Below are 21,208 nucleotides of genomic sequence, written 5' to 3' on the forward strand. Positions count from 1 at the left end.
GTGAGGGGGCAAGTCGAATCGTCGCACCGCCCCCTCACACATTTGCCAGGTCTTAAAGCCCCAGATCAGAAAGCCCCGGATGATCATCCGGGCGCCGCCCCAGCGGCCAGTGGAACTTGCGTTCGCTTGCCTTGATCGGCAGGTCGTTGATGCAGGCAAAACGATTGGCCATCAGGCCGTTCTCGTCGAACTCCCAGTTCTCGTTGCCATAGGAACGGAACCAGTTGCCGGAGTCGTCGTGCCACTCATAGGCATAACGCACCGCGATGCGGTTGTCGGTAAACGCCCACAGCTCTTTGATCAACCGATAATCCAGCTCCTTGGCCCATTTGCGGGTCAGGAAGCCCTTGGCGTCTTCGCGGTTGTAGGCAAATTCGGCGCGGTTACGCCAGTGGGTGTCGAGGGTGTAGGCCAGGGATACGCGGTGCGGGTCGCGGGAATTCCAGCCGTCTTCGGCCAGGCGGACTTTTTCGATAGCCGACTCGCGCGTGAACGGCGGCAGCGGCGGGCGTGTTTCTGCGGCGGATGACATGGGCATTTTCCTCAAGACAATAAGGTTTCAGTCGAAAGTTGCGCTGACCTGTGCGTTCACAGTCCCAATAACGTTCGCGCCATGCATTGCGCATTATCGGCAGCTGTTGAATCACCCATCACCAGGGCAACGGTGATGGCGCCATCGATCAGGATCAGCAGTTGCGCGGCCTGCTGTGCCGGGTCGGGGGTGCCATGTGCTTGACAGAGTTCAAGTGCGTACTCGAACAGTTTCTGTTTGTGGGCCTTGGCCAGCAGGCGCACCGGGTCGTGCGGGTTGCCGGTTTCGCCGCTGGTGTTGATAAACGCACAGCCGCGGAAATCCGCTGTGTCGAACCAGGCCTTGAGCGCGCTGAACACCGCGAGCAGCCGTTCACCCGTGCCTTCGCTGCGTTCCACTTCGTCGCGCAGCCACTGCATCCAGCGCTCGTCACGACGTTGCAGGGCGGCAATCACCAATTCGTCTTTGTTGGCGAAGTAGCGGTAAACGCTTTTTCTCGAGACGCCGGCGGTTTTCACCAGGAAGTCCATGCCCGTGGCGGCGATGCCATGGCGATAGATCAACTTTTCGGCCACGTCGAGGATGATGTCGCGGGTTTCACTACCGGTCATATCGTTCATGTTGCAAACAGTAGAACGATCGTTCTTCTTGGTCAATAAATTTTTACATGCCGCGCAGCAAGACCTGAGCACCCCCATGGTGTAAGCTCGGGGACTCTTCGGATTCGACCCATTGCGAGCCTTATGCCGTCGTTCTTCAAACGCTCCCTGTTGCCCAAACTGCGCGGTTTCCCCCTCACTCCCGAGGCCCTTGAGGTGCTGTCCGGCGCCGACGCGTACCGCCGTTGCCTGCTGGAAAAAATCGCCCAGGCCACGCGGCGTATCTACATCGTCGCGCTGTATCTGCAGCAGGACGAAGCGGGGCAGGAGATCTACGATGCCCTGCACGCGGCCAAGGCTGCGCGGCCGGAGTTGGAGATCGTGGTGGTGGTCGACTGGCTGCGCGCCCAGCGTGGCTTGATCGGTGCCGGGAAACAGCCGGGCAACAGCGCCTGGTACCAGGCCATGACCCAAAGCCACAGCAGCGACGTGCCGGTGTATGGCGTGCCGGTGCAAACCCGCGAGCTGTTCGGCGTGCTGCACCTCAAGGGCTTCGTGATCGACGACAGCGTGCTGTACAGCGGGGCGAGCCTGAACAACGTGTACTTGCACAAGTTCGACAAGTACCGTTTCGACCGCTACCACCTGATCCACAGCAAGCCCCTGGCGGACTCGATGCAACACCTGGTGGAGCACGGGCTGATCGCCTCCAAGGCCGTTAATCGCCTGGACCTGCCCAACCCTCCCACCACGCGCAGCTTGCGCAATGATATCGGCGACTTGCGCAGCCGCCTGAAACACGCGACCTATGACACCACGACGGGGCAGTTGCCCAATGGTCACCTGTCGGTCAGCCCGTTGCTCGGGGTGGGCAAGAACAACCCGCTGAACCGGGTGATCCTCGAACTGATCGCCAGCGCCCAGCAGCAACTGACCATCTGCACGCCGTACTTCAACCTGCCGCTGCCGGTGACCCGCGAGATCAACCGTGCCCTGGCGCGTGGGGTGAAGATCGACATCGTCGTCGGCGACAAGACCGCCAACGACTTCTACATCCCGCCGAGCGAGCCATTCAAGGTCATTGCCGCGCTGCCGTACCTGTACGAAATCAGCCTGCGCCGCTTCGCCAAACGCCATCAGCCGATGATCGACAGTGGCCAACTGAACCTGCACCTGTGGCGCGACGGCGACAACACCTACCACCTCAAGGGGATGTGGGTCGACCAGCGCTACACCTTGCTCACCGGTAACAACCTCAACCCGCGCGCGTTCCGTCTCGATTTGGAAAACGCCTTGTTGATCGATGACCCCCAAGGCCAGTGGCTGGCGCCGCGGCGTACCGAGCTGGCGCAGATTTTTCAGCACACCACGCGCATCGAGCGTTATCAGGATTTGCAAACGCTGCCGGACTATCCCGAAGCGGTCGGCAAGTTCCTGCGTCGGGTCAGCCGCGTGCGCATCGAGCGGTTGCTGTACCGGATCCTGTAAACCGGCAGGCAAAAAAAAGACCCAGCCCCTTCAACAGGGCTGGGTCTTTTTTTTGTGCGGCGTTTAGTTCAAGCCCAGCTTGCCACGCAAGGTGGACAGGTCCTCCGCCAGGGTATTGACCGGACCCACCAGGGCCTTGCGGTCGTTTTCCTTGACCTTGTCGTAGGTCTCGAAGCCGCCGTCCTTGGTCTTGTACTTGGCCAGGATCTTGTCCACGCTGGCGAAGTTTTTGTCGACCTTGGCCAGGAAGGCCTTGTCTTGTTTCTCGATCTGCCCACGGAACAGGTCGACGATTTTCTTCGCGCCGTCGATGTTGCCCTGGAAGTCATACAAGTCGGTGTGGCTGTAGCGGTCTTCTTCGCCGGAGATCTTGGTGGCGGCGACTTCTTCCAACAGTGCTGCGGCGCCGCCCACGACTTTCTCCGGTGGGAAGGTCAGGCCGTCGACGCGGGTCTTGAGGTCGTTAACGTCGGTGTTGAGCTTGGCGGTGAGGGTTTCCAGGCCTTTGGTGGTGTTCTGCGAAAACAGCGCGTATTCGATGCGGTGGAAGCCGGTGAAGTCTTCGGCGGTCACGCCTTTTTCGTGGTCGTCGACGCGGGAGTCGATGGATGCATCGAGGTCGCTGAACAACTCGGCGATCGGCTCGATGGACTCATAGTGCACACGGGTCGGCGCGTAGAGTTTCTTGGCGGTGGCCAGGTCGCCTTTGTTGATGGCGTCGGTGAACGCTTGGGTCTGGGTGACCAGTTCACCGATTTCTTCGGTGACGTAGATTTTGTAGTCCGACACCGGCCCTACCAAATCCAGCGGCGCGGTAGCGGCGAAGGCTGCCAGCGGCGAAAGGGTCAGCAATAACGACAACGCGATAAACGACTTTTTCATGGGAGGGTTTCCGCTCTGGGGTTTGTTTTAGGTAGGGGCAGTGGTGTGAGGGTGCGTTGCAGCCAGCAGCGTGCGCCCGAGGAAATCCTTCGGTCCCGTGACCCCCGGTAAGGTGAAGAAATACCCGCCGCCGACCGGCTTGAGGTATTCCTCCAGGGGCTCGCCGTTGAGCCGGGTTTGCACGCTGATAAAGCCTTTCTCCAGGTCAGCCTGGTAGCAGATGAACAACAGCCCCATGTCCAGCTGACCGTTTTTGTTGACGCCGTTGGAGTAGTTGAACGGCCGGCGCAGGATCAGGTTGGCCTGAGTCTGCGGGGTGCGCGGGTTGGCCAGGCGGATGTGGGCATCGAGCTTGGTCAACTTGCCTTCCGGGTCCTTGCTGTAGTCGGGCACCTGGGTTTCTTGGTCGCCGTCCATAGGCGCGCCGGTGGGCTTGATGCGGCCGATGATGCTTTCCTGCTCTTGCAGCGGGGTACGGTCCCAGCGCTCGACGAAATTGCGGATGATGCGCACGGCCTGATAGCTGCCGTTGGCCGCCCAGGCCGGTTCGTCGCTGCCAGGCTGCACCCATACAATCTGGTTCATCGCCTTGTCATCGTTGGAGTTCGGGTTGGCCGAACCGTCACGGAAACCGAGGAAATTGCGTGCGCTCTGGGCCGGCTCGCCAGGTTTGGCAGGCGCCTGGGGCGGCACGCTGCCTTCCTGTTTCCAGCGCACCAGCAGCAGGTCCGGCAGGTTCTTCACGATGTCGCGCAGGGCGTGGATATTGGTGTCCGGGGTGTTGGAGCTGAATTGCAGGCTCAGGTCGCCGTGGCACTGCGCCGGTTCCAGCGCATCGTTGGGGAAACCGACCATGCGGCTCAAGCGCTTGGGCTTGACCGCCGCGAGGCCGAAGCGCTCATCGAACAGTGATTCGCCGACGGACACGGTGATGGTCAGGTTGTCCGGTGTGACCACCGGGCCGAGGATTCCTGAGTCGGTGGGCGGCAGCTTCGGGTCGACTTGCGGCACGGTGCCGCCGGTCATCAGGAAGGCGATGCGTTCGTTCAAGGTGCGGAACAGGCGCTCCAGGTCTTCACGATCACTGGCCAGTACGTCGAACGCCACGAGCATGCCGCAGGCCGGGCGTGGGGTGACGATGCCGGTTTGGTGCGTGCCGAAGAAGTCGTGGTGGTCCTGGGTTTTATCACTGCGTGGCGCGGTGGTGACTTGCTCGGCGGCGGCGGCCATGGCCGGGCAGGTCAGGCTGCTGCCGGCTATGGCAGCGCCGGTGGCCGCCATGCCCAGGAGGACACGCCGGCGTTGGAGGTCAAACTGTGCTGAATCGCTCATGTATGCGGTCGTCTTCACTGCAGGCCGGAAAGGCCAAGGGCGGGGTCGATTCCATCGAGTGCAACGGCCAGAGCCTTGGCCTTGTCGGCGATCTGCTTGCGCTGATCGGCGGTAATGCTGTCGTAAGTGGCATAGCCCTTGTCGACCTTGAAGCCCTGGAGTTCGGCATCGAAGGCGGCGAGGGCGCTGTCGACCTTGGGCAACAGGTCGGCGGCGGATTTGCTCAGCAGCGGTCGCATCAACTCGACGACCTTGTGGGCGGCCTCCAGGTTGGCGGCGAAGCCATTCAGGTCGACGTGGCTGTAGCGCTCCTCTTCACCGCTGATGGCACGTACATCGGCCAGGCTGTTGAGGTTGCGTACCACGATGCTCACCAGTTGCTCCGGCGGCAGCGACTGGGCCAGCAATTGTTGCTTGAGGGTGGTGACGTCGGTTACCAGGCGCTGCGCAATCGGCGCCAGGCCGTCGAGGCTGCGTTGCTGGAACAGGCTGTATTCCACGCGGTGGAAGCCACTGAAGGCCGGGTCCTGTTCGCGTTTTTCAAAGTAGTCGGCGCGGGCGTTGATCGCATTGTCCAGCTCCGCCAGGCGTTGAGACGCCGGGGCCAGTCGCTGGTAGGCCTCACGGGCGGGAACATAGAGCGCTTGAGCCTGGGCGAGGTCGCCGCTGTCGATGGCTTGCTGCAAGGCGGTCACCGCCTTGATCAGCGCGCTGCCCTGGCTGCTCAAGTACACGCGGAACTCCGACAGCGGGCCAATAAACGCCACCATCGACGGCTTGGCCTTGGCCTGTGCGTCGGACTCGGCGGTGGGCGTCACGTGCAAGGTGCCACGTGGATTGCTCAGCAGGCCGCAGGTGATTGCATAGTCGCCGGGCAACAGGTTGGCATTGATCACCTGGCTGAGGCCGGGGGCGATGTTTTCCCGTTCTTCGACCACCAGCACGCCGTCGAGGATTTCCCATTCCACCGCACGGTCGGAGCGGTTGATGATGCGGAAGCTGGCGCGGCCGGCCGGTACCGTCAGTTCATTCGGCTCACAGGCGTGGCCATGAATGGTCACGGCAATTTCATTGTGGTTGGTCTGGCGCTTGCTGGCCGCCAACTGCGAGGCGTAATAGAACAGGCCACCGGCGGCGATCATCACGACCACCGAGCCCGCCACGGCCCAGCGCAGGGCGCGGGGTGGCGAAGCCGGTTGAGGAGTTGGGTTGGACAAGGGACGGTCCTTACTGGCTGGAAACGGAAGAGGGCGCGGCGGCAGGCTTGGACGGCGCGGCGGGCAGGAAGAACATCACCAGGGCCACCACCAGGTAAATCAGGTAGGCGCCGAGGGTGCTGATGGTGGGGGCTTCCTGATAGCCGAACATGCCGGCAAGTACCGAGCCCAGCGGGCTGTCCATTGGCAGCGCGGCGCTGAAGTCGAACAGCACGGTCTGCAGGTGATTCCACACGCCGGCTTCGTGCAGCGCTTGCACTGAATTGGCGAGGATGCCGGCGGCCACCACCAGGATAAACAGGCCGGTCCAGCGGAAAAACGCACCGAGGTTCAGGCGCATGCTGCCGGTGTAGATCAGGAAACCCACGATGATCGCGAGGATCAGGCCGAGCAGCGCGCCAATCGGTGCGCCTGGGCCTTCGCTCTGCTGGAACACCGCCAGCAGGAAGAACACGGTTTCCAGGCCTTCACGGGCCACGGCGAAAAACACCATGAGAATCAGGGCGGTGACTTGATGCTTGGAGCCCGCCAGCGCGTGATCAAGGGATTCGTGCAGCGAGTGCTTGATGGAGCGCGCCACTTTGCGCATCCAGAACACCATGGAACTGAGGATGCCCACGGCGACCAGACCGACGATGCCTTCGAACAGCTCCTGCTGCTTTTGCGGGAATTCGGCGCTGACCAGCTCCAGGCCACCACCGACCAGCAGGGCCAGCGCAGCGGCGAGAAACACGCCGATCCATACGGCGGGCATCCACTGGCCCCGGCCGGTCTGCTGCAGGTAACTGGCGATAATGCCAACAATCAATGCGGCTTCAATGCCTTCGCGCAGCATGATGAGAAAAGGAACGAGCATTCGGCACCGCGTCACAACTAGATAGGAGGCTAAGTTGTAACATAATGATACTCATTACTAAACAGGCAATCTTTACATTTGCTGAACCGTGGCTGAACAGCTGTTGAGGGCGTGTCAGCCACGCCTGCCGAACAACCGCTGTGCGAGACCCAGGCCCTGCAGCGTCGCCACGTAGCCGATAAAGGCGTAAGGGCCAAGGATGACGCAGATCAGCGCGCCCAACAGCCAGCACGGCAATATCTCGCGGATGAACAAGGGCGAGGGTCGGCGAAAGCTCAGCCAGCGTGACAGCGGCGAGAGTCCGTCGTCGATTTCACCGTAGCCATCGGTGGCGGGACGCCAGATCGCCAGGATCAACAACGCCGGAATGGCAATCAGGAAGGCCCAGGTTGGCGCCATTCCGAGGGTTTCCATCAGGGGATGGTCGGTCACCTGTTGGTCGTGGATCGTCCAGCCGGCGGCCATGCCCAGTAAGGCTACGAACATCGGCCACGGTCGGGTGGCACGTTCCCAGTCGCGCCAGAAATACGGATCGCCGCCGGGCATCAGGGCGCAGAGTGACGGGTACTGGCTGAGGATGGTTTCGCTGAGCGTACGGCAGGCGTTCCAGTCGGACTCGCCAAAGCGCCGGGCGAAACGTTGCCGTTGCGCCAGTGGCATGTCGCCAAACAGCAATTTGGCTGCGCGACACTCCGCATCGCGCGAGTCCAGGCTGGCCTGCGCGAGTGTATGCGCCTTGAAACGCTCCAGCGCATTGCGCGCCTGGAGCTGCGACCATTCAGGCTCGGGGCAGGGGTTTTCCAAGTCCTTATCGGACCAGGCTTGCTGGGCGCACAAGGTGTCGAACAGGTCCTCGGACCAGCATCGGCTCGCCAGTAGGGCACGGGCGAGCAGGTCGTTGATCCGCGCGTGGCGCGGCAGCGGCTTGAGCCATTCAGTGTGGTTCAGTTCGCTCAATGCGGCCTTGAAGGCTTCGACCTGTTGTTGATCGAGCAGCCCGACCAACCGCTGTTCGACGTGCGCAAACATCTGTTCCAGCAGCGCATCAAGGCGGTATGCGGGCAAGCGTGCGGGGGCTTCGCGTAACCAGGGGGTCAGCCAATGCAGGTGGGTGACGGCCCACTCGCTGATGGCGGGGTCTGTCGACGTCAGGCAGCGCTGCAACAGCAGGGCCTCAAAGGCGTCGGCGTACTCACTGTCCCTGGCTTGCTGGTAGAGGTGGCGCAGTTCACTGGGAGTGGCCTGCGCCACCAAGGCTCGGGCCTGTTCGACACGCGTGTCCGGTTCGGCCGCGGCAGGTTGCACGCTGTCGACGGGCACCGGCTGCGGTGTTTCAGCGGGCGCCTCGAAACGGCTCCACGCCAGGGCATGCTCATACGCCTCGCGCAAGCGCTGGAAGCCGCTGGGGTCCTCATCCGGACGATGCTGCTTGAGCAAGACGGCGTACTGACGCTTGATTGTGCGGGTGTCAGCGTCATGCGGTAGCCCAAGTACTTCCCAACAACTCATCGGTGCAACTTCCTGTCAGTAAAAATCCTGGCGCAGAATACCCGAGACCGGTTGCGCGGCGCCTACTCTTTTGTCGCGTGACTGCCTAAGATGGCGGCACTTCACGCCACCCAGGGCACGGACTGCGCCAATGTCGGAAAAAGACACCATCTCCCTCCACCTCGTGCGCGAAGCCTTGTTGCAAAGCTGCGCCCCTGGGGCGGCCACTGCCGAAGTGCTGCTTAAAGCCGGCATCGACCCGCAGCGGCTGGCCGAGCCCGGCGCGCGGGTCTCGGCCACGACCTATGCACGCCTGTGGCGCCTGCTGGCGCGGCGCCTGGATGATGAGTTCTTCGGCATGGACCCACGCAAGCTCAAGTCCGGCAGCTTGGCGTTCCTCTGCCATGCGGCGATGGCGCAGCCGACCTTGGCCACTGGCCTGGAAACCGGCCTGGGGTTTCTGTCGTTGATGCTCGAGCGCCTGCCCGCTGAATTGGTGCGTCAACAAAGTCTGGCGGAGATTGTGTTGCTCGAACCCGAGTCTGAACCTAACCGTGTCTTCACCTACTTTACCTACTGGATGATTGTGCACGGCGTTGCCTGTTGGCTGGCGGGACGGCGGATTCCGATCCTGGCGATTGAACTGCGTTGTCCGAAACCGGACTTCTGCGACGACTACCAGATCATGTTCTCCGACAACCTGCGTTTCGATCGGCCGCGTACCCGCATGATCTTCTCCGCCGACTGCCTGGACCTGCCGATCAAGCGCACCGCTGAAGAACTAAAACGCTTCCTGGCCCACGCGCCCGCCAACATCCTGGTCAAATACCGCGACCCCGACAGCCTCGCCACCCGCATCAAGCACGACCTGCGCCAACTGCCCCCCGACACCTGGCCGGAAACCGAAGGCCTCGCCGCCAGCCTGTGCATCTCCGCCTCCACCCTGCGCCGCCGTCTGGCGGAAGAAGGGCAGACGTATCAGGGGCTCAAGGACAGTGTGCGCAAAGAGCTGGCGATTGTGTGGCTGGCGGAGCCGCAGATCAGTTTTGCCGAGATTGCGGAGCGGTTGGGGTTTGCTGATACGAGCTCGTTTTATAAGGCGTTTCGTAAGTGGAGTGGGTCTAATCCTGGGCATTATCGGAGTTTGATTCTCAATGATGACAGCCAGAGAATGTCACTATTGACGGGCGCCTGACAGATGCCGGTGTGTGCTGTGTATGAATAATCGTGTACGGCTTCGTCCGTTGGGTGGGGGCGAATCAGGTGCATGAATGCAGCCTTGTCTCGAACGAATGGTGATGATGCTGTTCGGTATTGCCTGTTACAGCAACGGCTGCGTAATGAATGGCGGATCAACGATGCTCTGATTGAGAAAACAATCCGCCCTTAGAGTTTGGGTTTTAATATAAATATAATTTTATTCTGCCCCCTCCTCCTGAAAGGATTGAGCAAGATCCAGGGTCTCTCCTCGAAATAATGTCATTTTTAGTGGGATTAAAGAAGCTTACATTTATGGCATTTTTACCGCGAAAGGTACGGCACTCATCAGGATCGCTTAAAGGCAGGGCGTCCGTTCGTGCAGGAAAAATCCATTGGGTGAGCGAGAGTCCAAGTAATAATAGGATTGTGATTTTCATGATGGTCTCTTTTTTATGTTGTGCATGTGTTAAGTCTGCGTGAAAGGTTGATGTTTTCTGGGTGATCTTCACAAACTAATCCCGGCTCTTTGTGGTCCAGTGTCAGGATTGAGTCAGTCGTAGTAAAAAACGGGGCCAAACAGTTTGCAACTGTCATTTCTAACAGATCTATACCCGTTGTATTTAACGGTTCCGGGCTTTCTTTGTTTGAGCAGTTTCACCGTTTTGTCGCCTGCCAGTGAAATCTGCGTTTGCCGATTGTTTTACGTGGGAATTTTCAATAACCAAAAAGTCCCGTTACCGGATGGGCTAGGGGCAAAAAAGCTGGAAGCTGCCAACCAAAGGCGCGACTGATAGCGGACACGCACGGCCAGGTAGCCACGCCTGACAGATGTAAGAGTTCACCCCTGAGCCCATTTCAAAAAATGGCCGAAAAACTCGCCCGGTAAACCATGACAACGCTAATGAGCGATATTACATGTGCAGCCTTTTCCATTCGAAGGTGTTGCAGGTGCCTCAGCCATATGGGTTTACCAACGACCGCCGACAAACCTCAACCAAGCCCACGGTGTCTAGACCTGAGCAAATTTTTCGCCGCGAAGTACGATCGCCTCAGCAGTCATATGCACGGCGTCGCCCGTCATGGCACCGGTTTTCGCAATGAATGATCGATGTTGAAGATCTCCGCCAAGAGCTATCTGCATAACGAGGAAGGTTTATTTGACTTTGTGTTGTCACTTCAGCGGTTGCAATGCCGTGTTGGACCATAAAGCGCGATAACGTGGATCTGTGGCAAGTGCAGGACTTTCCCCGCGTTCTTATACGTTTCCTCAAGAGAATGACTCGTGGCGGAATACTTTTTCGCTAATTTACCTATCGCGAAAAGTAATAATACTGACCGATATTATCTGCTACAGCATTTGCTGCGCAACGAATGCCGGGTGAATACGGTATTCTGATTAAGGGGAGAGGTTCGCCCTGGGAGATGGGGGTTAATGTATATAAAATTTGATCTTGCCTTTGTTTTTAATTGTAAAGTCTAAACAGAGATTGAAGCTATGCCGTGAGTAGCGATCAGTGTTGTATAAATTTAAATAGCTTAAGGGGGAGGCCCGTGTGGCGGTACGGACTGGACACGCATCGTAACCGTCTAAAGGCTGGGCGTACGTTCTCGTAGGAAAAGCCCACTGAGCGAATGAGAGTCCAACTAATAACAACAGAATTGTGTTTTTCATGATGTTCTCTTTTTTGGCTTTGTAGGGCATGCAGTAAGTAGTAGGCGAGAAGTTAATGGTGTCTGGAATTGCCCCACAAACTAATCCCGGCACTTTGTCGTCCAATGCGATGGTTGAGTCGGTAGTAGTAAAAGGCGCAGCTCAAGGTTTTGCAACTGTCATTTCTAACAGGTCTGTACCAGTGGCCTTAAACGGTACCGGGCTTTGTTTGTTTGAGCGGTTTTCCCGTTTAGTCACTTGTCAGTGAAATCTGCGCTTGCCGATTGTTTGACTCGGCTCTTTTCAGTCACCAAAAAAAGCCCCGTGACCCAATGGACCACGGGGCTAGAAATTGGCTGGATGCGACCAACCAAAGGAGCTCTTTACATCACTTGGCGGTAGCGACCACCGTATCCGGCTTCCACCCACCCCCCAGCGCCTTGTAGATCGCCACAATCCCGCGATACAGGTCCACTTCGGCCTGGGCCTGGGAGTCCTCGGCTGCCAAACGCTCACGTTGCGCGTCGAGCAATACCAGGAAGTCCACTGTGCCTTCGCGATAGCGGATCGCGGCCAAATCGGCGGCGGCGCGGCTGGATTCGCTTTGGCGGATCAGCGAGACCAGGCGTTGTTGACGCTTGCCGTAGTCGGTGAAGGCGTTCTCGGATTCTTCCAGCGCCAGCAACACTTGCTGCTCGTAGCTTGCCAGGGCGCCATCGGCCTCGGCATCGGCGCCGCGCAAGCGGGCGCGCACGCTGCCCAGGTCAAACGCGGCCCAGGTGATGCTCGGGCCCAGGGCCCAGGCATTCGCGGCGGATGAACCGATCTGCGAGCCGCGCCCGGCGGTAAAGCCGAGGAAGCCGCTGAGGCTGACGCGTGGGAACAGGTCGGCCTTGGCCACGCCGATACGCGCGGTGGCGGCGGCCAATTTGCGTTCGGCGCTGAGGATGTCCGGGCGACGTTGCAGCAGTTGCCCCGGGTCGCCGATCGGCAGCGCTTTGGCAATCGCCGGCAGGTCTTTCGGGCCCAGGTCTACGCTGAGCTTATCGGGCCGCTGGCCGAGGAGGGTGGCGATGCGGTTACGCTCGCGCACTTGTTCGGCCTGCAGTTGCGGCACGCTGGCTTCAACCGCCGCGAGGCGTGCGTCGGCACGCTCCACGTCGAGTTGGTCGCCCACACCGGCATCGCGCAGGCTGACGGTGATGGTGCGCGATTCCTGCTGGTTCTTCAGGTTGTCCAGGGCAATGCGTTCACGCAGTTGCGCGCCACGCAGTTGACCGTAGGCGTCCACCAGTTCGGCGATCAGGGTGACTTGCAGCTGGTACAAGTCAGCCTCGGCGGCCTGCTGGTCGGCGTCGGTGGCTTCCAGGTTGCGCTGGATGCGGCCGAACAGGTCGAGCTCCCAGGCCATGTCCAGCCCGAGGTCGTAACGTTCGGTCTTCACGCGGCGAGTGGTCTGGCCCGGAACCTGGCCTTTGCCCTGGTCACTGCTGGCCCGGCTGGTGATGGTCGGCATGGCGTCATTGCTGGCGTCATCGCGGATCGCCCGTGCGGCCCGCAGGCGGGCAAAGGCGACGCGCAGATCACGGTTGCCTTGCAGCGACTGCGTGACCAACTGGTTGAGCGTCGGGTCCTCGAACTGCTGCCACCAGATGCCTTCGAACTTGGCGTGATCGTACTGCTTGGCATCGGCAGCGGCCGTGATATTGGCCGCCTCCGGGGTCTGGGTTTTGTAGTCCGGGCCTACGGCACAGGCGCTCAGCGCCAGTACCAGCAAGCTCGGCAGAAAGACTTTCACACTCATTGCTGTGTCTCCAGCTTCAAGGCCTTGGCCGCTTTGCGCGCTTCGCTGCGCTCCACATAGCGACGGATCAGTACGTAGAACACTGGCGTCAGCAACAGACCGAAGAAGGTCACACCGATCATCCCGGAGAACACCGCCACGCCCATGGCATGACGCATCTCGGCACCGGCACCGCTGGACAACACCAGTGGCACCACACCCATGATGAAGGCGAACGAGGTCATCAGGATCGGCCGCAGACGCAAACGGCAGGCTTCCAGTACCGCAGCGAGCGGGTCGAGGCCTTCTGCCTGTTTATCCTTGGCGAACTCGACGATCAGAATCGCGTTCTTACACGCCAGGCCCACCAGTACGATCAAGCCGATCTGGGTAAAGATGTTGTTGTCGCCGCCCGAGATGATCACCCCGGTAATCGCCGACAGCAGCGTCATCGGTACGATCAGGATCACCGCCAACGGCAGGCTCCAGCTTTCGTATTGGGCCGCCAGTACCAGGAACGCCAGCAGTACGCAGAGCGGGAACACGAACAGTGCGGTGTTGCCCGAGAGGATTTGCTGATAGGTCAGGTCGGTCCACTCGTAGGTCATGCCGTTGGGCAGTTCCTCTTTCAACAGTTTTTCAATCGCCGCCTGGGCCTGGCCGGAGCTGTAGCCCGGTGCCGCGTTGCCGTTGATTTCAGCGGTGATAAAGCCGTTGTAGTGCATCACGCGGTCCGGGCCCGAGGTGTCGCTGACCTTGATAAAGGTCGCCAGCGGGATCATCTCGCCTTTGTTGTTGCGCACTTTCAGCTGGCCGATCTGGTCTTCATCCAGGCGGAACTGTTGCTCAGCCTGCACGTTGACCTGGTAGGTCCGACCGAAGCGGTTGAAGTCGTTGGCATACAACGAACCCAGGTAGATCTGCAGGGTGTCGAAGATGTCGCTGATCGCCACGCCGTGGGTCTTGGCCTTTTCACGGTCGATGGCGGCATCGACCTGGGGCACGTTGACCGTGTAGCTGGTGAACAGGCCGAACAGCTCCGGCGTGGTGCGGCTCTTGGTGATGATGTTCTGCACTTCTTTGTACAGCTCGTCATAACCCAGGTTGCCACGGTCTTCGATCTGCAGGCGGAAGCCGCCGATCGTCCCCAGGCCCTGAACCGGCGGCGGTGGGAAGATCGCCATGTAGGCTTCCTGGATGTCGCTGTATTTGCCGTTCAACGCGCCGGCAATTGCACCGGCGGACATGCTCGGGTCTTTACGCTCGTCGAACGGCTTCAAGGTCACGAACACGATGCCGCTGTTCGGGCTGTTGGTGAAACCGTTGATCGACAGGCCTGGGAAGGCCACGGCGGCTTCCACGCCCGGCTGTTTCAGCGCGATGTCGGACATGCGCTTGATCACGTCTTCGGTGCGGTCCAGGCTGGCGGCGTCCGGTAACTGGGCGAAGGCCACCAGGTATTGCTTGTCCTGGGCCGGCACGAAACCGGTCGGGGTATGGGCAAAACCGAACCAGGTCAGCACCATCAACCCGGCGTACAGGAACAGCGCGATACCACTGCCGCGAATCACACGGCGTACGGTGCCGACATAGCCGTGGCTGGCTTTGTCAAAGAAGCGGTTGAAGGGTTTGAACAACCATCCGCCGAAGAGCTTGTCGAGAACCTTGGAGAAGCGATCCTTCGGCGCGTCATGGCTGCGCAGCAACACGGCGGCCAGGGCCGGGGACAAGGTCAGCGAGTTGAAGGCCGAAATCACTGTCGAGATCGCAATGGTCAAGGCGAACTGCTTATAGAACTGCCCGGTCAAGCCGCTGATAAAGGCCGCCGGAATGAACACCGCACACAGCACCAACGCCGTGGCGATGATCGGACCGGTCACTTCGCTCATGGCTTTTTCAGTCGCCGCAAACGGTTCCAGGCCCAGCTCGATGTTGCGCTCGACGTTCTCCACCACCACGATGGCGTCGTCCACCACGATACCGATGGCCAGTACCAGGCCGAACAGCGACAACGCGTTGAGCGAGAAGCCAAACAGGTGCATCACCGCAAACGTACCGATCAAGGATACCGGCACCGCCACCAACGGAATGATCGAGGCGCGCCAGGTTTGCAGGAACAGGATGACGACCAATACCACCAGGATTAACGCTTCGAAGAGGGTATGCACCACGGCTTCGATGGAACCACGCACGAAGATGGTCGGGTCATAGACGATGCTGTAGTCCATCCCTTGCGGGAAGCTCTTTTTCAGCTCATCCATCTTGCCGCGGACTTCGTTGGAAATCTCGATGGCGTTGGAGCCTGGGCGCTGGAAGATCGGGATCGCCACGGCCGGCTGGTTGTTGAGCAACGAACGCAGGGCGTATTGGCTGGAACCCAGCTCGATCCGCGCGATGTCTTTGAGGCGGGTGATTTCACCGTTAGCGCCTGAACGAATCACGATGTTCTCGAACTCTTCCTCGGTCACCAAGCGACCTTGGGTGTTCACCGACAACTGGAACGCGGTGGCAGTCGGCGCAGGTTGTGCACCCAGCGCACCCGCGGCCACTTGACGGTTCTGCTCGCGGATCGCGGTCACCACATCGGTGGCAGTGAGGTTGCGCGAAGCGGTCTTGTTCGGGTCCAGCCACACCCGCAGGGAGTAGTCACCCATGCCGAACAGCTGCACATCACCCACACCGCCCAGCCGCGCCAGCTCATCCTTGACGTTGAGCAAGGCGTAGTTGGACAGGTACAGCATGTCGTAGCGCTGATCCGGGGAGGTCAAGTGCACCACCATGGTCAGGTCGGGGGAGGCCTTGTCCACGGTGATACCGATGCGCGTCACTTCTTCAGGCAATTTCGGCTGAGTCCGGGTCACGCGGTTTTGCACTTGCACCTGCGCGTTGTCCAGGTCGGTGCCCAGGGCGAAGGTGATGGTCAGCGTGAGCTTGCCGTCGGCGGTCGACTGCGAGGACATGTACAGCATGTTCTCGACGCCGGTGATCGCCTGTTCCAGCGGCGCGGCCACGGTTTCACCGATGACCTTGGGGTTGGCGCCCGGGAAGTTGGCGCGTACCACCACCGTCGGCGGCACCACTTCCGGGTATTCGCTGATCGGCAATTGGAACAGCGAGATCGCACCGGCGATCAGGATCAACAGCGAGAGCACCGCTGCGAAGATCGGCCGCGAAATGAAGAACTTGGAAAAATTCATCTTGAGTCGTATCCCTTAACCGCGTGGAGTCGCAGCGCTGGCAAGTTTGGGCGCGGTTTTTTCCGGCGCCACTTGTTCCAGGTTGCTGGCTTCAAGCGCTTGTCGTTGTTGGGCCAAGGCGGCGAGGGTTTCTTTGCTGGCCATCGGAATGGTTTCCGGGGCGACCGGCGAGCCAGGGCGCACGCGCTGCAGGCCCTTGACGATAATGGTGTCGTCTTTGTTCAAGCCGCTGCGCACGATGCGCAAACCTTCGATCTTCGGCCCCAGCTCCACCGAGCGATAAGCCGGCTTGTCGCCTTCCATCACCAGCACGAACTTCTTGCCCAGGTCGGTGCCGACCGCTTCGTCGTTGATCAACACGGCGGAGTAGGTGCCGCTGCCGACCAGCTTCAAGCGGGCGTACAGGCCAGGGGTGTATTCGCCTTTGCTGTTATCGAACACGGCGCGACCGCGGATGGTGCCGGTGGCCGGGTTGACCTGGTTGTCGACGAAGTTCATCTGGCCCAGGTGCGGGTTGCCGGTTTCGTTGGACAGGCCCAGGTACACCGGGGTGGTCGCACCACGACGGCCTTGGCGAGCCAGTTCGGTGTACTTGAGGAAGACGCGCTCATCGGCGTCGAAATAGGCGTAGACCTTGTCGGTGGAGACCACGCTGGTCAGCGCCGTGACATCGGCGGTCACCAGGTTGCCGGCGGTGATTTCGGCACGGCTGACGCGGCCGCTGATCGGCGACGTCACGCGGGTAAAGCTCAGGTTCAGCTTGGCCAGGTCCAATTGCGCCTGGATCCCGGCGACGGCGGCGCGGGCTTCCTGGGCGGAGGTGGTGCGCGAGTCGGCCAGTTCGGCGGAGATCGCATTGCTCTGGCGCAGGCGTTCGCCACGTTGCGCTTCGTTGTCGCTACGGGTGGCAGCGGCGCGGGTTTGTTGCAACTGGGCTTCAAGGCGACGCACTTCGGCCTGGAACGGGCGTGGGTCGATCTGGAACAGCAGGTCGCCTTTCTTGACCAAAGCGCCTTCAGTGAAAGCGACTTGGTCAATCTGGCCAGAGACCCGTGGACGAATCTGTACGGTTTCAGGCGCTTCCAGGCGACCGGTGAATTCATCCCACTCGTTGACCGGTTGTTCCAGCACCTTGGCCACGCTGACTTTGGCCGCTGGCATGGCGGCCGCTTGGTCCGGGGTCTTGCCGCACGCGCTCATCACCACCACGGCCAAAATCGCCAGGGGGAAGCGCAAATGTTTGAGTGACTGTTCCATGAGGTGTATCCGCCAATGTATTTGAGATGGGCGGATCATGCGCGGCGAGGGGGTATGTCACGAATCGAATGAGGCAAAGGTAACTATCATTCGGAATGATATAAGCGAGGTGTTAGCCCTCTAGCATGGGGGTTTCGTTAGGGGGCTATCAATAGGAATGATGACAAAAGACTGTTGCGGTGTGCGCAACAGGTCCCGTCAGCTTGAACGCTTAATCGTAATGGGTGAGGGGTTCAGCGCGAACGTAGGTGCCAAACACATGGTCCCACAGCGGCGACGACACCCCGAAGTTCTTCTCCACACCTTGGCGATGGTGCAGGTCATGATTGGCCACCAGCGTCGGCATAAAGCGGTAAGCCCAATGCGCGGGGCGGTGCATCACGTAGTGCACCGAGATGTAATAAAAGTAACCCGCTACCACGCCGATAAAGGCCGAGGTCAGGCCGCTGTACCAGGCAACCAGCAACAGCGCGGCAAAGGTTGAGCTGGTTTTCCAGCTCGACACACCGATGTAGGCGAGTACGTCGATATGGTGGGTCCAATGTTCCCGGCGATACAGTGAATGGAACAGAAAACGGTGTGCCGAGTATTCCACCAGGCTCCAGGCCAGCAGGCCGGCGATGGCCAGTGCGGGATCGAAGGGCGCCAAGTAAATAGCGAGGATAACGAAGAGAGGAGCGGTGAAAAAATCGAGGTAATACGCGAGCGATGACATCAGCCATTTATTTGAAGCGGCCATGTGCGGAATATCCCTGTAGTGCGCAATGGAGGGGGGGGTGGGGATTCTCAGGTGCGGCGCCGCCGCAGGCAACCGCGCCATGAGGGCTGTGTCACAGATTCAGAAGATTGCGAACGGTTGTCGCTGCGAGAACCAGGCCAACGCCTGAGCCTTGAACGCTTCGGCGGGCGGCGTCAACGGGTAGCGCCGGTCGTAGGCCAGCACGATGCGTTGCGTGGGCAACTGCTGTTTGATGGGTCGACACACCAAGGGCTGGCCATCGTAGCTGTGATCGCCGAAAGGGCGGGTGTAGGTGAGTGCCACGCCAAAGCCGTTGGCAACCAGGCTGCGCTGGAATTCAAAGCTGTGGGTGGGTTGGACGCTGCCCGGTGTCAGGCCAAAGCTGTTGAACAAATCCAGAATGTGCTGCCAGCTGTGGATCTGATCCATCACCACCAGGTTGCATGCACTGAGTGCGGCCATATCAACGCGTGTTTCCTGCGCCAAGGGGTGATCTGCCGCCAGCAAGGCATGGGCAGTCAATTGGCACAGTTCGACGCGCTCCGTGTTGACCGGCAAGCCCAGGTCGTAGGTCAATGCAAGCTCCAGCGTGCCTTCACCGAGGCGTTTTCCCAAATATTCAAACCCGCCTTCACGCATATCCACGCTGATGCGGGGCGACACCTGCTGCAAGCGCCTGAGAATCTGGGGCAGACAGTAGGGGGCAATATCGGCATAGCAACCCAGTACAAGGTCTCCGGCAAAATCGTCGGGTTCGCTGCCTATATCTGCAAACGTTCGCGCTTCAGCGAGTACGCGTTTTGCCTGCGCCATCACCGTTCGGCCAAACGGCGTCAACGACACACCCAGACCGCGTTGGCGCACAAATAGCGGTTGGCCGTAAAGGCCTTCAAGCTCAGTGATCGCGGTGGATATCGACGGTTGGGAAACGTGCAGTTCCTCGGCAGCCAGGGTGAGGTTGCCGTGCTTGGCCGCAGCCAGTGCGTAGCGCAATTGACGCAAGGTGAAGTTCATTGGTTTTTCTTGGGTGATAAATCAAGAGTTGTTATTTTATCTTATTTGAGCGGCATGGAATATTGGGCCTGCACACCCTTCATCTTGTTATTGGGAGTTTCAGGCCATGACCCACCGTTCATACACCGTCGACCCAAAAGACATCGACGCCTTCCAGCGTGATGGCGCGGTGTGCCTGAGAGGCGTCTTCAGCGACTGGATCGCACACATTGCGGCAGGCATCGAGCGCAACCTCGCTGAGCCTGGCGGGTACGCCAGCCGCTACGTCGAGCAAGGTGACGACTCGTCCGGCGGTTTTTTCGATGACTACTGCAACTGGCAGCGTATTCCTGAGTTTCGCGCAATCATCGAACAGTCGCCGGCAGCGTCCATCGCCGCGCAGGTAATGCAGTCGCGCACCGCGCAGTTCTTCCATGACCATGTCCTGGTCAAAGAGCCCGGTGCGCAAAAAGCCACACCCTGGCATCAGGACATTCCGTATTACTTTCTTGAGGGCAGCCAGTCCGTGAGTTTCTGGATTCCGGTGGATCCGGTACGTGAGTCAACCCTGCGGCTGTTGCCCGGCTCCCATCGTTGGGAGCAAGGGATAAGGCCGGTGCGCTGGGCCGATCAAAGCGACTTTTACCAAGGGGCCGACGACTATCGAGATGCACCGGATCCGGATGCGGAGGAGGGTATGCCGGTACTGGAATGGGAAATGCAACCCGGTGATGCGGTGCTGTTTGATTTTCGAACGGTGCATGGCGCCAGGGGCAATGGTTCCGCACAGCGTCGCCGGGTACTGTCGCTGCGCTGGGTGGGTGATGACGTTCGCTACCTCGAACGCCCTGGTCGCACCTCTCCACCGTACCCGGGGCACGCCATGCAAACAGGCCAGCGGCTGCGTGAAGACTGGTTTCCTACACTACATAAAGCTGGCTGACACATAACTTTTCAGAGCGTATTTCGCTGCCATCTGCCCCTCCCTGATCTGACCCTTTCACTGCATAGGTGCACCGATGATGAAGCTGAATAGAAACGTGATGGCTGGCCTGCTCTCGCTTGGGCTGTTTGCGGGCAGCGCAGCGACCCAGGCTGCTAGTTGGTGCGATTCGGGCAAACCGGTGAAGTTCGCCGGATTGAATTGGGAGAGCGCCATGTTGCTGACTGACGTGCTGCAAACCCTGCTCAAGGAGGGCTATGGCTGTACGGTCGATACCTTGCCTGGGAACTCCATCACCATGGAGAGCGCGTTGAGCAGTAATGACATTCAGGTGCTGTCCGAAGAGTGGGTGGGGCGCAGCGAGGTCTGGAACAAGGCCGCCGCCAGCGGCAAGGTCGTGGGGGTGGGCGCACCCATCGTTGGCGCGACCGAAGGGTGGTACGTGCCCCGCTACGTGGTGGAAGGGGATGCCAAGCGCGCGCTGAAAGCCAAGGCGCCAGCGCTCAAGACGATTGCCGATCTGGCGCAGTACGCCGAGCTGTTCAAGGACCCGGAAGAGCCCGGCAAAGGCCGTTTCTACAATTGTCCGGCGGGCTGGACGTGCGAGCTGGAGAACAGCGAAATGCTTAAAAGCTATGGCCTGGAATCGCGCTATACCAACTTTCGACCAGGTACCGGCCCGGCTTTGGATGCGGCGGTGCTGTCGAGTTACAAGCGGGGTGAGCCGATCCTGTTCTATTACTGGACGCCAACGCCGTTGATGGGGCAAGTCGACCTGATCAAGCTGGAGGAGAAACCGGGGGTGGATAAGAAGATCAGCATTCAGGTGGGTTTATCCAAAGCTTTCCATGAGCAAGCACCTGAACTGGTCGCGGTGCTGGAAAAGGTCAATTTGCCGATTGACCTGCTCAACCAGAACTTGGCACGGATGACCAGGGAGCACATCGACTCTCCCAAGCTGGCAAAGCTGTTCCTCCAGCAACACCCGGAAATCTGGCACGGCTGGGTGAGTGAGGCGGCAGCCAAAAAAATCGACGCTACGCTGTAGCCG

17 protein-coding genes are annotated in these 21,208 nt (G+C 60.0%); 4 read left to right on the forward strand and 13 right to left on the reverse strand.

What is annotated here, in order from left to right:
• Positions 1–52: 52 nt before the first annotated feature.
• Together ACI512_RS16930 and ACI512_RS16935 are read right to left on the reverse strand one after the other, a co-directional pair.
• Positions 53–532 (reverse strand): nuclear transport factor 2 family protein, encoded by a 480-nt coding sequence (locus tag ACI512_RS16930; RefSeq protein WP_064052436.1) that lies wholly within the window; start codon positions 530–532, stop codon positions 53–55.
• A 56-nt stretch (positions 533–588) separates the two neighbouring features.
• Positions 589–1,152, reverse strand: a complete 564-nt coding sequence (locus tag ACI512_RS16935) for a TetR/AcrR family transcriptional regulator (RefSeq protein WP_236379519.1) — start codon at positions 1,150–1,152, stop codon at positions 589–591.
• Positions 1,153–1,275: 123 nt separating this feature from the next.
• Between ACI512_RS16935 and pssA the strand changes: the two genes are divergently transcribed.
• Positions 1,276–2,619 carry a CDP-diacylglycerol--serine O-phosphatidyltransferase gene (gene pssA / locus ACI512_RS16940; protein ID WP_236379520.1) on the forward strand — a complete coding sequence of 448 codons (1,344 nt, stop codon included), beginning with the start codon at positions 1,276–1,278 and terminating at the stop codon, positions 2,617–2,619.
• 63 nt (positions 2,620–2,682) lie between these two features.
• On the opposite strand, the gene efeO (ACI512_RS16945) is transcribed toward pssA, so the two are convergent.
• From efeO (ACI512_RS16945) to ACI512_RS16965, 5 genes are all read right to left on the reverse strand, one after another.
• On the reverse strand, positions 2,683–3,501 hold the full coding sequence (gene efeO / locus ACI512_RS16945) for an iron uptake system protein EfeO (protein WP_093544625.1): 819 nt from the start codon (positions 3,499–3,501) through the stop codon (positions 2,683–2,685).
• A 27-nt stretch (positions 3,502–3,528) separates the two neighbouring features.
• Positions 3,529–4,833: an iron uptake transporter deferrochelatase/peroxidase subunit gene (gene efeB, locus ACI512_RS16950; RefSeq protein ID WP_405121225.1), complete on the reverse strand. Its 1,305-nt coding sequence runs from the start codon at positions 4,831–4,833 to the stop codon at positions 3,529–3,531.
• 14 nt (positions 4,834–4,847) lie between these two features.
• Complete coding sequence (gene efeO, locus ACI512_RS16955) at positions 4,848–6,050, reverse strand: iron uptake system protein EfeO (RefSeq protein WP_093544622.1); 1,203 nt, start codon at positions 6,048–6,050, stop codon at positions 4,848–4,850.
• A 10-nt stretch (positions 6,051–6,060) separates the two neighbouring features.
• Positions 6,061–6,906 carry an iron uptake transporter permease EfeU gene (gene efeU / locus ACI512_RS16960; RefSeq protein WP_012724102.1) on the reverse strand — a complete coding sequence of 282 codons (846 nt, stop codon included), beginning with the start codon at positions 6,904–6,906 and terminating at the stop codon, positions 6,061–6,063.
• Between the two features lie 114 nt (positions 6,907–7,020).
• Complete coding sequence (locus ACI512_RS16965; RefSeq protein ID WP_236379522.1) at positions 7,021–8,415, reverse strand: J domain-containing protein; 1,395 nt, start codon at positions 8,413–8,415, stop codon at positions 7,021–7,023.
• A 130-nt stretch (positions 8,416–8,545) separates the two neighbouring features.
• Between ACI512_RS16965 and ACI512_RS16970 the strand changes: the two genes are divergently transcribed.
• Positions 8,546–9,589, forward strand: a complete 1,044-nt coding sequence (locus tag ACI512_RS16970; RefSeq protein ID WP_236379523.1) for an AraC family transcriptional regulator — start codon at positions 8,546–8,548, stop codon at positions 9,587–9,589.
• Between the two features lie 205 nt (positions 9,590–9,794).
• Here the strand turns inward: ACI512_RS16970 and ACI512_RS16975 are convergent, their stop codons facing one another.
• From ACI512_RS16975 to ACI512_RS17000, 6 genes are all read right to left on the reverse strand, one after another.
• Complete coding sequence (locus tag ACI512_RS16975) at positions 9,795–10,103, reverse strand: hypothetical protein (RefSeq protein ID WP_236379524.1); 309 nt, start codon at positions 10,101–10,103, stop codon at positions 9,795–9,797.
• A gap of 1,530 nt (positions 10,104–11,633) precedes the next feature.
• On the reverse strand, positions 11,634–13,049 hold the full coding sequence (locus ACI512_RS16980; RefSeq protein ID WP_405121226.1) for an efflux transporter outer membrane subunit: 1,416 nt from the start codon (positions 13,047–13,049) through the stop codon (positions 11,634–11,636).
• Positions 13,046–16,225, reverse strand: coding sequence for an efflux RND transporter permease subunit (locus ACI512_RS16985; RefSeq protein WP_064052427.1), 3,180 nt, complete (start codon positions 16,223–16,225; stop codon positions 13,046–13,048). Before ACI512_RS16985 ends, ACI512_RS16980 begins: the two co-directional genes overlap by 4 nt.
• Positions 16,226–16,240: 15 nt before the next feature.
• A complete protein-coding gene (gene mexE / locus ACI512_RS16990) occupies positions 16,241–17,482 on the reverse strand; it encodes a multidrug efflux RND transporter periplasmic adaptor subunit MexE (RefSeq protein ID WP_012724112.1) in 1,242 nt (413 codons plus the stop codon).
• Between the two features lie 211 nt (positions 17,483–17,693).
• A complete protein-coding gene (locus ACI512_RS16995) occupies positions 17,694–18,221 on the reverse strand; it encodes a sterol desaturase family protein (RefSeq protein ID WP_012724113.1) in 528 nt (175 codons plus the stop codon).
• 99 nt (positions 18,222–18,320) lie between these two features.
• Positions 18,321–19,235, reverse strand: a complete 915-nt coding sequence (locus ACI512_RS17000; RefSeq protein ID WP_102060448.1) for a LysR family transcriptional regulator — start codon at positions 19,233–19,235, stop codon at positions 18,321–18,323.
• A 106-nt stretch (positions 19,236–19,341) separates the two neighbouring features.
• Here ACI512_RS17000 and ACI512_RS17005 point away from each other — a divergent pair, with 106 nt between their 5' ends.
• Together ACI512_RS17005 and ACI512_RS17010 are read left to right on the forward strand one after the other, a co-directional pair.
• Positions 19,342–20,157, forward strand: coding sequence for a phytanoyl-CoA dioxygenase family protein (locus ACI512_RS17005; RefSeq protein WP_012724115.1), 816 nt, complete (start codon positions 19,342–19,344; stop codon positions 20,155–20,157).
• Between the two features lie 79 nt (positions 20,158–20,236).
• Entirely contained in the window at positions 20,237–21,205 is a 969-nt protein-coding gene (locus ACI512_RS17010) for an ABC transporter substrate-binding protein (RefSeq protein ID WP_236379526.1), read from the forward strand.
• Positions 21,206–21,208: the final 3 nt, after the last annotated feature.

It is taken from the genome of Pseudomonas petroselini, assembly GCF_045037875.1.
GTDB lineage: Bacteria > Pseudomonadota > Gammaproteobacteria > Pseudomonadales > Pseudomonadaceae > Aquipseudomonas > Aquipseudomonas petroselini.

Excerpts from the sequence above, each read along its gene's own strand:
- ACI512_RS16930 (WP_064052436.1), bottom strand. The coding sequence starts at position 532 with ATGTCATCCGCCGCAGAAACACGCCCGCCGCTGCCGCCGTTCACGCGC.
- ACI512_RS16935 (WP_236379519.1), bottom strand. The coding sequence starts at position 1,152 with ATGAACGATATGACCGGTAGTGAAACCCGCGACATCATCCTCGACGTG.
- pssA (WP_236379520.1), top strand. The coding sequence starts at position 1,276 with ATGCCGTCGTTCTTCAAACGCTCCCTGTTGCCCAAACTGCGCGGTTTC.
- efeO (WP_093544625.1), bottom strand. The coding sequence starts at position 3,501 with ATGAAAAAGTCGTTTATCGCGTTGTCGTTATTGCTGACCCTTTCGCCG.
- efeB (WP_405121225.1), bottom strand. The coding sequence starts at position 4,833 with ATGAGCGATTCAGCACAGTTTGACCTCCAACGCCGGCGTGTCCTCCTG.
- efeU (WP_012724102.1), bottom strand. The coding sequence starts at position 6,906 with ATGCTCGTTCCTTTTCTCATCATGCTGCGCGAAGGCATTGAAGCCGCA.
- ACI512_RS16965 (WP_236379522.1), bottom strand. The coding sequence starts at position 8,415 with ATGAGTTGTTGGGAAGTACTTGGGCTACCGCATGACGCTGACACCCGC.
- ACI512_RS16970 (WP_236379523.1), top strand. The coding sequence starts at position 8,546 with ATGTCGGAAAAAGACACCATCTCCCTCCACCTCGTGCGCGAAGCCTTG.
- ACI512_RS16980 (WP_405121226.1), bottom strand. The coding sequence starts at position 13,049 with ATGAGTGTGAAAGTCTTTCTGCCGAGCTTGCTGGTACTGGCGCTGAGC.
- ACI512_RS16985 (WP_064052427.1), bottom strand. The coding sequence starts at position 16,225 with ATGAATTTTTCCAAGTTCTTCATTTCGCGGCCGATCTTCGCAGCGGTG.
- mexE (WP_012724112.1), bottom strand. The coding sequence starts at position 17,482 with ATGGAACAGTCACTCAAACATTTGCGCTTCCCCCTGGCGATTTTGGCC.
- ACI512_RS16995 (WP_012724113.1), bottom strand. The coding sequence starts at position 18,221 with ATGGCCGCTTCAAATAAATGGCTGATGTCATCGCTCGCGTATTACCTC.
- ACI512_RS17000 (WP_102060448.1), bottom strand. The coding sequence starts at position 19,235 with ATGAACTTCACCTTGCGTCAATTGCGCTACGCACTGGCTGCGGCCAAG.
- ACI512_RS17005 (WP_012724115.1), top strand. The coding sequence starts at position 19,342 with ATGACCCACCGTTCATACACCGTCGACCCAAAAGACATCGACGCCTTC.
- ACI512_RS17010 (WP_236379526.1), top strand. The coding sequence starts at position 20,237 with ATGAAGCTGAATAGAAACGTGATGGCTGGCCTGCTCTCGCTTGGGCTG.